The organism is Vibrio sp. SG41-7, from assembly GCF_014164465.1.
GTDB lineage: Bacteria > Pseudomonadota > Gammaproteobacteria > Enterobacterales > Vibrionaceae > Vibrio > Vibrio splendidus.
Window position 1 is genome coordinate 1 of record NZ_JACJFF010000153.1, and the last position, 9,919, is coordinate 9,919.

8 protein-coding genes and 1 riboswitch are annotated in these 9,919 nt (G+C 41.9%); of the genes, 6 read left to right on the forward strand and 2 right to left on the reverse strand.

All coding sequences use genetic code 11. The features are described 5' to 3' along the window. Positions 1-144: 144 nt before the first annotated feature. The 3 genes from H5300_RS28130 to H5300_RS23680 are packed head-to-tail and all read left to right on the forward strand — an operon-like array spanning position 145 to position 3,580. A complete protein-coding gene (locus H5300_RS28130; protein WP_259397923.1) occupies positions 145-1,182 on the forward strand; it encodes a DEAD/DEAH box helicase family protein in 1,038 nt (345 codons plus the stop codon). Beyond that, a complete protein-coding gene (locus H5300_RS28135; protein ID WP_259397924.1) occupies positions 1,179-2,849 on the forward strand; it encodes a UvrB domain 3-containing protein in 1,671 nt (556 codons plus the stop codon). Before H5300_RS28130 ends, H5300_RS28135 begins: the two co-directional genes overlap by 4 nt. Next, positions 2,849-3,580, forward strand: a complete 732-nt coding sequence (locus tag H5300_RS23680) for a M48 family metallopeptidase (RefSeq protein WP_182797057.1) — start codon at positions 2,849-2,851, stop codon at positions 3,578-3,580. The genes H5300_RS28135 and H5300_RS23680 overlap by 1 nt, the downstream gene beginning before the upstream one ends. Positions 3,581-4,089: 509 nt before the next feature. Here the strand turns inward: H5300_RS23680 and trmA are convergent. Continuing rightward, the gene (gene trmA, locus H5300_RS23685; protein ID WP_102434063.1) at positions 4,090-5,199 is read right to left on the reverse strand and encodes a tRNA (uridine(54)-C5)-methyltransferase TrmA; all 1,110 of its coding nucleotides are present in this window, start codon (positions 5,197-5,199) and stop codon (positions 4,090-4,092) included. Between the two features lie 155 nt (positions 5,200-5,354). Continuing rightward, positions 5,355-5,559: riboswitch (cobalamin riboswitch) on the forward strand. Between the two features lie 39 nt (positions 5,560-5,598). Between trmA and btuB the strand changes: the two genes are divergently transcribed. The 3 genes from btuB to murI are packed head-to-tail and all read left to right on the forward strand — an operon-like array spanning position 5,599 to position 9,015. Beyond that, positions 5,599-7,434, forward strand: coding sequence for a TonB-dependent vitamin B12 receptor (gene btuB, locus H5300_RS23690; RefSeq protein WP_102442449.1), 1,836 nt, complete (start codon positions 5,599-5,601; stop codon positions 7,432-7,434). Positions 7,435-7,482: 48 nt separating this feature from the next. Then, positions 7,483-8,148: an ATPase gene (locus tag H5300_RS23695; RefSeq protein ID WP_029222712.1), complete on the forward strand. Its 666-nt coding sequence runs from the start codon at positions 7,483-7,485 to the stop codon at positions 8,146-8,148. 60 nt (positions 8,149-8,208) lie between these two features. After that, a complete protein-coding gene (gene murI, locus H5300_RS23700; protein ID WP_029222711.1) occupies positions 8,209-9,015 on the forward strand; it encodes a glutamate racemase in 807 nt (268 codons plus the stop codon). On the opposite strand, the gene H5300_RS23705 is transcribed toward murI, so the two are convergent. Beyond that, positions 8,978-9,430 (reverse strand): RNA-binding protein, encoded by a 453-nt coding sequence (locus tag H5300_RS23705; RefSeq protein ID WP_004736687.1) that lies wholly within the window; start codon positions 9,428-9,430, stop codon positions 8,978-8,980. The genes murI and H5300_RS23705 overlap by 38 nt on opposite strands. Positions 9,431-9,919: the final 489 nt, after the last annotated feature.

Consider the following 9,919-nt stretch of genomic DNA (forward strand, 5'->3'; position numbering starts at 1 on the left):
CCGTGGATTCCATATACGAAGTAGGTGGCGGCCTTTTTTACGATTTCTAGCTCTTCTGCTTGCTCTGCCAATTGCCTCTTTAGCTTAGCGATCTCAACGGCCAATTCTTGTTCTCGTTAGCTAATGTATGTAAATGGTATTGCCTTGGGGGTTATTGAGCTTAAGCGTTCGTCTGTATCAGTGAGTGAAGGGATTCGTCAAAATCTCGACAATCAGAAAAAAGCCTTCATTCGTAACTTCTTTACTAGCATGCAGTTAGTCATGGCAGGTAACGATACCCAAGGCATTCGTTATGGCACCATCGAAACCACAGAGAAGTACTACCTAGAATGGAAGGAGCCAGTCAGTGATGCTGCTCTACCACAGGAAGATATTGTCACTGATACTGTTTTAGATACTCATTTGGCTCAACTGTGTGACAAGAAGCGCTTCTTGCAGTTAATCCATGACTTTATAGTGTTTGATGCAGGGGTTAAGAAGACCTGTCGCCATAATCAGTTCTTTGGAATTCAAGCCGCTAAAAAGCATGTGAACTCCCACTCAGCTAACAAGCAAGGTGGGATTATTTGGCATACCCAAGGTTCAGGGAAAAGCTTAACCATGGTGTGGTTGGCTAAATGGATTAGAGAGAATGTGAGTGACTCACGGGTACTCATTATTACAGATCGCACTGAGCTTGATGAGCAGATTGAGACGGTATTCTCTGGCGTTGATGAAGAGATCTATCGTACTAAAAGTGGCCGTGATCTAATTGCCACCTTAGGTGAGCCGAATCCATGGCTGTTGTGTTCGTTAGTACATAAATTTGGTCGTAATGGTGAAGACGATAACGAAGAAAGTGAAGTAGCTACGGCTGAATATATTGAATCGTTATCTAGTAGTGTGATGAGTAACTTTACCGCTCAAGGTAAGTTGTTTGTGTTTGTTGATGAATGCCACAGAACCCAGTCAGGCAAGCTGCATAGTGCGATGAAAACCATTTTACCTGATGCGATGTTTCTTGGTTTTACGGGGACACCACTGATGAAGAAGGACAAGAAAAAGTCTTTAGAGGTGTTTGGTCCTTATATTCACACCTATAAATTCAATGAAGCGGTAGAAGATGGTGTGGTACTCGATCTACGCTATGAAGCGCGTGATATTGATCAGCATTTAACTTCACAGACAAAGGTCGACCAATGAAGACTAAAGGTATTTCTAATCTCGCGAGAATGCAGCTTAAGCAGAAGTGGGGCACCATGCAGAAGGTGCTGTCGAGTAAATCTCGCTTAGAACAGATTGTTAGCGATATCTTGATGGATATGGAGTTAAAACCAAGGCTAATGGATGGCCGAGGCAATGCAATGCTGGTGTGTGCTAGTGTGCATCAAGCTTGTGTCGTATATGATTTATTTAGTAAAACTGATTTAGCGGGTAAGTGTGCCATTGTTACCAGCTATCAGCCAGTAGCGGGCTCAATTAAAGGTGAAGAGTCGGGAGAAGGCTTAACCGAGAAATTATTTAAGTACGACACCTACCGGAAAATGTTGGCAGATTATTTTGAACAAAGTGAAGATGATGCAGCAAAACGTTTAGAAGAGTTTGAAAAGTTGGTGAAGAACCGATTCATCAAAGAGCCCGGACAAATGCGTTTGCTTATAGTCGTAGATAAGCTGCTAACGGGATTTGACGCGCCTTCAGCGACCTACCTTTACATTGACAAAAGCATGGCTGATCACAACCTGTTCCAAGCTATTTGCCGCGTAAACCGTCTTGATGGTGAAGATAAAGAATACGGCTATATTATCGATTATAAAGATTTATTCCGTTCTTTGGATAAAGCGATTAAAGACTACACCGCAGAAGCGTTTGATGGTTACGACCAAGATGATGTTGCAGGTCTGCTTAAAGATCGTCTAGTGCAGTCTCGTGAAGATTTAGACAATGCGTTAGAAATGGTTCGTGCCTTGTGTGAACCTGTAAAAGCGCCACGTGATACAAAAGATTTTATCCATTATTTTTGTGGAGAGTCGGGTGTTGAACCAACGGATATCGACGAGCGATCAGAAAAAGAAGCACTCCGTTTAACCTTGTATCAAGCAGTAGCTAAGCTTTTAAGGGCATACGCCAACTTGGCTAATGAGATGGAGCAAGCGGGTTATTCACCTACTGAGGCCAACAGTATCCGACAAGAAGTTATCTACTTTGAGAAGGTACGTGACGAGGTTAAGTTAGCCAGTGGTGACTTGCTGGAAATGAAGCGCTTTGAACCTGCTATGCGCCATCTTCTGGATATGTACATTCGTGCTGATGATAGTGAATTACTCATGGACTTTGAGGAATTAGGCCTCATTGATTTAGTGGTGAATAACAACGGTGAAGGGTTAGATTCATTACCTAAAGACCTACGCGAGAATGAAGAAGCGATGGCTGAGGCTATTGAGAACAATGTGCGTAAAACGATTGTGGATGAAAACCCAATTAACCCGAAATATTACGATCAAATGTCGTCATTGTTAGATGAGATTATTAGACAGCGCCGCGAAAAAGCGCTGAACTATCAAGAATACCTTGAGCAGATCAGAGAACTGGCTAAAAAAGTGGTAAACCCCAGCGGTAATCGTAGCGCAAGTTATCCTGATTCTGTTGATACAGCAGCTAAGCAATCACTGTATGACAACTTGGGTAATGATGAAGTGCTGACAGCCAAAATTGATACGGCAGTGCGCTACACCAAAAAAGCCGATTGGTTAGGTGATCGCTTTAAAGAGCGTGAAATAGCTAACGCTATTCGCGAAGAAATCAAAGGCTATGACGTTGATATTGTGGAAGTGATGGATCGAGTGAAAGCACAGAAGGAATATCATTAATGTCGGTAACAGGCAGTGAAGATATTCTTATCAGCGGTATAGAGGTTCAAGTCAATCGTAAGGCGATTAAAAACTTACACCTAAGTGTACTGCCTCCTCAAGGACGTGTACGTTTGTCCGTTCCACATGGGACAGGTGAGCAAGCAATCCGTCTGGCCATTATTAATAAGTTAGCTTGGATAAAGCAACAGCAGGCCGACTTTGCTGCTCAGCCTCGCCAATCAAGTCGAGAAATGGTGAGCGGTGAAAGTCATTACCTTTGGGGTAAACGCTATCGACTTAGCATTGTTTATACCTTGGGTAAGCATGCTGTGACAGAAAAAGGCGTAACTAAACTAGAGCTAGCAGTAACAAAAAATACCAGTGTTGATAATCGTCTTAAGTTGCTTAATGTTTTTTATCGCAAGCGAATGCAAGAGTCTATCGCTAAGTTACTCCCTCATTGGCAAACGAAGCTAGGTGTTGAATCAAATGATATCGGCATTAAGAAGATGAAGACTAAGTGGGGAAGCTGCAACATACAAGCAAAAAGGTTGTGGCTTAACCTAGAGCTAGCTAAAAAGCCACCAGAGTGTATGGAGTACATATTGGTGCATGAGCTAGTCCACTTGATTGAACGCCACCATAACGAGCGCTTCAGAGCCATTATGGATAAAAATATGCCTGACTGGCGTGAGCGCAGAAACTTACTTAATAGCTTGCCTTTGGCTTATGAGGATTGGAGCTATTAGTAGCAGAGTTCAGGTCAGAGTTCGTTGTTCGGTCTTAGTGCTAGTACTAGGAGTTACTATGATCACTTATCAGACAGGTAATGTTTTGTATGTTCAGCCGTCATCAATACTGCAAATACGGTAGGCGTGATGGGGAAAGGTTTAGCTCTGTAATTTAAAAAAGCACTTCCTGATAACTTTAAAGTTTATAAGAGCGCATGTGATGATAAATCTCTCGTAATAGGGCAAGTGTTATTCGTACCTCTAAACTCAATCAATACACCATTTGATGTGATTAATTTTCCAATCAAAGCTCATTGGAAAGGTAAATTGAAGTTTGGAATTATATAAATCAAGAAGGCAGCCCAAAGGCAGCCTCTTCTATATTCCCACTTAACTTTGTTTTTTCGGGCTTTAATCTGTAAGCAGAGGGCTCTTTATTAGTTCAGGATCTTGAGCATTCAAATCGTCCCCGTACCCAGAGCCGTACCCAGAGTGGTTTTTTGGATATTAAGTTTTGTAACTATCCCTTATTTAATGCGCTCTAAGAAGACTCCAGCCTCCATGTGGTGCGTATAAGGGAACTGATCAAATAGAGCAAAACGAGTGATGTCGTGTGTTTCGCTTAGAATGTCTAGGTTCTCTTTCAATGTCTCAGGGTTACAAGAGATGTACATGATGCGCTCGTAGCCTTGAACCATCTTACAAGTATCAACGTCCATACCTGAACGCGGTGGATCAACAAAGATAGTGTTGCAGTTGTAGCTCTTCAGATCGATGTTTGCTTGTTGTAGGCGGCGGAATTCACGCTTGCCTTCCATTGCTACGGTAAAATCTTCCGCAGACATACGAATGATCTGAACATTATCAATCTTGTTCGCCGCAATGTTGTATTGAGCAGACTCAACAGATGGCTTCGCTAGCTCAGTTGCAAGTACACGCTCAAAGTTTTGTGCCAGAGCTAATGAGAAGTTACCGTTGCCACAGTAAAGCTCTAATAAGTCACCTTTGCTGTCTTGAGTACAGTCGACAGCCCATTCAAGCATTTTCTCTGCTACTTTACCGTTTGGTTGAGTAAAGCTGTTCTCTACTTGCTGGTATATATAGCTATCACCATTCACATCTAGCTTTTCAATTACGTAGTCGCGATCAAGGACGATTTTCATCTTACGCGCACGGCCAATCAGGTTTAGGTTAAAACCTTCATCATTCAATTGCTGCTTCAGTGCTTTAGCATCTTGAATCCATTGCTCACCCAATTGACGGTGGTAAAGCAGTGATACCAAAATCTCACCACTCAACGTAGAAAGAAAATCTACTTGGAATAGCTTATGGCGTAGAGAGTGGTTGTCTTTCATTGCATCTGTTAGTAGAGGCATTAAGTCGTTGATAAGACGACTAGCCGCTGGGAACTGGTCTACACGGTATTTTTCTTTGGTCTCTTGATTGAACATGACGTAATACATATCGTCACCTTCATGCCACACGCGAAATTCAGCACGCATGCGGTAGTGTTGTTCTGGAGATTCATACACTTCCAACTCAGGCACATCGTATTGTGAGAACATTTCAGTAAGACGTTCAGTCTTTTCTGCTAATTGTTCTTGGTAGCGTTGCGGGTTTACATCTAAATTCGCCATTGTTATGCCTTTTTGCTGTCGTGCTTTTAAATCAAGAGCGCAGATTTTATTCAATCACAGGCGCTTGTCCAGTGTTGAGAGCTATTCAATGTAAATCGAGCATGAAAACTATAGCTTATAACTATCTTAGACTAGACAAATGATTCATAGGTTAATACTATCTCCCGCAAGCTGGTGCCATTTGGATGTATAGATGGCTGAAGAGGGAATCTGGTGTAAATCCAGAACTGACGCGCAGCGGTAAGAGAGAACGAGTATTCAAAGACACTGCAAATAGCTTTTTGTGGGAAGTCGAATATGAGGTAAACCATAAGGTTGTGCTCTTGAGTCCGAATACCTGCCAGCGGCTAAGCCATACAATGTGGCTTGGTAGGACTTTACGCGATTTAGGATCACAACATGAACAAATCCCTTTTAGCGGTTGCTGTAGCATCGCTACTTTCACCTATCTCCAATTTACACGCACAAGAAGTATCTACTGACGAAACCATGGTGGTTACGGCTAACCGTTTTGAGCAGTCTGCCACTGCGACATTAACTGATGTTGAAGTTGTTACTCGCCAAGATTTTCAAAGAACACAAGCTAAAACAATCCCAGATGTGTTGAGAAGATTAACAGGGATCCAGATTACTCAAAATGGTGGTAGAGGACAGCTCGCTTCTATATTTGTTCGCGGAACAAGTTCTGATCAAGTTCTAGTTTTAGTTGATGGTGTTCGTTTTGCTCGTGCAGCAAAAGGTGCAGTAGATTTCAACCAGATCCCATTGAGTTATGTTCAGAGAATCGAGTATGTACGAGGAGCTAGAGCTTCTTTATACGGTTCTGAAGCAATTGGTGGTGTAATCAACATTATTACGATTGCTCGCGCGACGGATGAGTCAACAACATTGAGTGCTGGTTTGGGTAGCTTAGATTATCAAGAACTTAGTCTAGCATCTGGCGTTGCGACTTCTGAAAATGGTCAGCTAAACCTTGCTATTAGCCATGAGAGCGATGAAGGCTACAATGTTAAGCCCGTACCTGGCTTAAATGATGGCGACCGCCATGGCTTTGAAACGTTGAATGGTTTGGTTGGTTATACTCATAAGTTGAATGAACAATTCAGTGTATTTGGTAATGTTCGTGCTTATGAGAATATTTACCAATATGACAATACATATAGTACACGTAGTTATATGGAGTCTGAAAAAGACGATTTATCAGTGTCGATTGGTGGTACTTATCAAGGCAGCCAATTACACTCTGAGATGCAAGCAACAGTACAAAGCCAAGATTCTTGGAACTATCAATTTGGTGAAAGCAAAACCTCTGGAACTCAAGACGAATTAGAACAAAACAATGTTCAGTGGGTCAGTAGCTATAAATTGAACAAGAATGTTGTGTTAGCTGGTGGCGTTGATTGGCGCGATGAATCATATGTAGATAAAAACGCAAATAAAACATTCGACCGTTCTAACTTGGCAGTATTCGGCCTGTCTTCAGTCACTGTTGATTCTACGACGTTAGAGGCAAGCGCAAGAGTCGATGACAATGAAGAATTTGGTACAGAAACGACATATAACGTCGGGGCTGGCTATCAACTTATTCCAGAATTTGGTGTGAAAGCTTCATACGGTACAGCTTTTAAAGCTCCGAACCTTTACCAACAGTATGATCCGTCTTATGGAACTCAAGATCTTAAGCCAGAAGAGTCTGATGCGATTGAGGTGGGCTTCTATGGCCTAGTGAAAGAGGTATATTGGACATTAACTGGATACGATTACAAGATCACCAATCTAATCGATTACCACCCAACGACATATAAGTACATCAACGTTGACGGTGAGACGCATATTCAAGGTGTAGAAGTGACTGCCGAGTTTGATACGGGCATTGTTCAACATCAGCTGAGTGCTGATTATAAAGATGCAGAAGGTGATGATGGTAAGCAACTGCAGCGCCGAGCAAAAGAGCTGTATAAGTGGAATGCATTGGTGGCATTTGACGTTGTCGATTGGTCTATAAGCTATCAATATGTCGGTAAGAGACCTGATGTTGACTACGGGACATGGCCATATAGTGATGTAACTCTACCGTCCTACTCATTGGTTGACACTGCTGTTAGCTATTATGCTAATGAGAACACTACGATCAGTGCTCGTGTTGATAACTTACTTGATGAAGACTACGAAACGGCTTTAGGGTACCCAGCCGCAGAGCGTGCTTACTACTTGAACGTAGCTTACCAATTCTAATTTACACCTAAACCGCCTTCGGGCGGTTTTTTCTTATTGGGTATATCAATGAAAAAGAAAGTCATCATAAGTTGGTCATCAGGGAAAGACTCGACATTAACGCTGGAGCGTCTACTTGAAAGCTCCGAATATGAAGTTGTTGCTCTCTATACGACGTATGTTGGAGATGAAGTTCCTTTCCAAGTGACTCCTATTGATGTGGTTGCTATGCAAGCTAAGTTAGTCGGGTTGCCATTAATCACGATTGAGCTTCCAGAAGTGTTCCCTAGTAATAAGATTTATCAAAGTATCATTGTCTCCGCACTTAAAGGTTCTGGCTTATCAATCGATGCGGTCGCGTTTGGAGACATGTTTTGTAATGGCATTGCCGATTATCGAAGAAGCTATATAGAACCAGCGGGTTGGGAGTGTGTGTTTCCCCTAATGGGAGAGAGCAGTCAGGCACTTGCGAGTGAAATAATAGACAGAGGAATCGAAACCTTTCTCGTCACGGTCGATAGTGATGCATTAGACATGAGCTATTGCGGGAAAAAATACACGCTTGAACTAATAGACAGTTTACCGAGTCATGTCGATCCATGTGGCGAAGATGGTGAGTTCCATACCTTAGTGACTTCAGCGCCATGCTTTAAAGATAAGCTCAAGATAGAGCTAGAAAATGTAGAGCAAGGTGAGCGCTTTGTTCATCAACGTTATCAAGCTTGCATTATATAGAGTGAGGATTGGCGAAAACTAAGCGAAGGAGTATCATTGCAGCGAAACTTATTATAGGTAATCGTTGTGTCGGATAGTCTGCAAAAAAATATATTGGTCTTTGATTCTGGGGTGGGTGGTCTATCTGTATATAAAGAGATAAGCCAGTTACTACCGAATCATAACTATACTTATGTATTCGATAACGAGGCTTATCCATACGGTGAACTCGATCAACAAGTTCTTGTCCGCAGAGTCCAAAGTATCGTCGCTAGCTTTGTGGCTAGCCACGCTATTGATATCGTAGTAATAGCCTGTAATACCGCAAGTACGATTGTGTTACCTACACTCCGTGCTAATAATCTAATTCCAATTGTTGGCGTTGTTCCGGCAATCAAGCCGGCATCCCTACTTGCCAATAAAGCTGTGGGCCTCATTGCTACTCCCGCAACGATTACTCGTGAATACACACACGAGCTCATCAAAAACTTCTCGAGTAATAAAAGAGTCGAGCTTTTAGGTTCTACTCGGCTGGTGGATATGGCTGAAGATAAACTCAGAGGTGAGGCGATTAACCTTGAAGAGTTACAGCAAATCCTTCAACCGATGATCAATACAATTGATGTGGCCGTTTTAGGATGCACACATTTCCCACTGATCAAATCAGAGATTCAACAAGTCTTAGGTAAGAGTGTTTTATTGGTTGATTCCGGTAAAGCGATTGCGAAGCGAGTTCAAGATTTATTGGATTTGGAAAGTGGTAATAAAGAAAGGGGAGTGCGCGAGGTTTTTTGTAGTGCACTTCCTAAGAAAGAAAGTGCACTAAATAGCATGTTAAAGCAGTTAGGATTTAGCTCAGTTCAGCTTCGTCCGTTTCTGGATGTTTAGGATCATTTGCAACTCGCACTTTTAAAGTTCGTTGCATGTAATCTTTATCGTTAAGTTCTGAAATAGCATGATTTACATCATTGCTAGCCATTACGACAAATCCAAAGCCTCTTCTTTTTCCAGTACGTTTGTCTTTCATTAAGCGTACTGCAAATACTTCACCATACTCTGAGAATAATTCACGTACGTGTGATTCATTCGCTTTGTATGGAAGGTTACCTACATAAAGTGTTTTTGTTGATGCCTTAGGTTCTGAATCTGATTTTGAGTCGGTGCTTGAAAAGTTAACAACAAAAGCGGAAGCCAAGACACCAAGGATAAAGGTAATTGCAGGCGATATATCTACCTGAGAGAAAACAATGCCACCTAGAACAGCTAGTGCGACAATTAACAACATCGATTTTTTTGAGTTCATATCGGAATACTACATATTAATAAACGAAATAGACGCATCTACTCTTAACAAAATAGATACATGAATCTTACGTTCATGGTTTCCATTTTGCCAATGTATTGCTGTGATACGTCTCAAATGTTTAGTTTTTATTCGAAAAATGCGGATCTGGTGGCTTTTTAGGCGAACAAAACTTTTATTCAAAAAAGCCCTTGTGCTCTATGTCGATCTCTCTATAATGCCGCCTCACCGACACGGAGTGAGACGAAAGTCACACGGCGAAATCGGTAGAGAAAAAGGAGTTGAAAATAACCCTTGACTCTCTAAGTGGTGCAGGTATAGTACGCACCCCTAGCGACTGAGATGTGAATCACAAAACGCTAGCGCTCTTTAACAATTTAAACCTATCAATCTGTGTGGGCACTCGTTGATGAATATCAAAACGTTATTACTTAGGTAGTAACAGTTACTTCGGTAACAAACTTGATTTCAATGAACTGAGTGACCAAT

Bases quoted from the DNA above. Each gene is read 5' to 3' on its own strand.
- H5300_RS28135 (WP_259397924.1), top strand. From the start codon at position 1,179: ATGAAGACTAAAGGTATTTCTAATCTCGCGAGAATGCAGCTTAAGCAG.
- H5300_RS23680 (WP_182797057.1), top strand. From the start codon at position 2,849: ATGTCGGTAACAGGCAGTGAAGATATTCTTATCAGCGGTATAGAGGTT.
- trmA (WP_102434063.1), bottom strand. From the start codon at position 5,199: ATGGCGAATTTAGATGTAAACCCGCAACGCTACCAAGAACAATTAGCA.
- btuB (WP_102442449.1), top strand. From the start codon at position 5,599: ATGAACAAATCCCTTTTAGCGGTTGCTGTAGCATCGCTACTTTCACCT.
- H5300_RS23695 (WP_029222712.1), top strand. From the start codon at position 7,483: ATGAAAAAGAAAGTCATCATAAGTTGGTCATCAGGGAAAGACTCGACA.
- H5300_RS23705 (WP_004736687.1), bottom strand. From the start codon at position 9,430: ATGAACTCAAAAAAATCGATGTTGTTAATTGTCGCACTAGCTGTTCTA.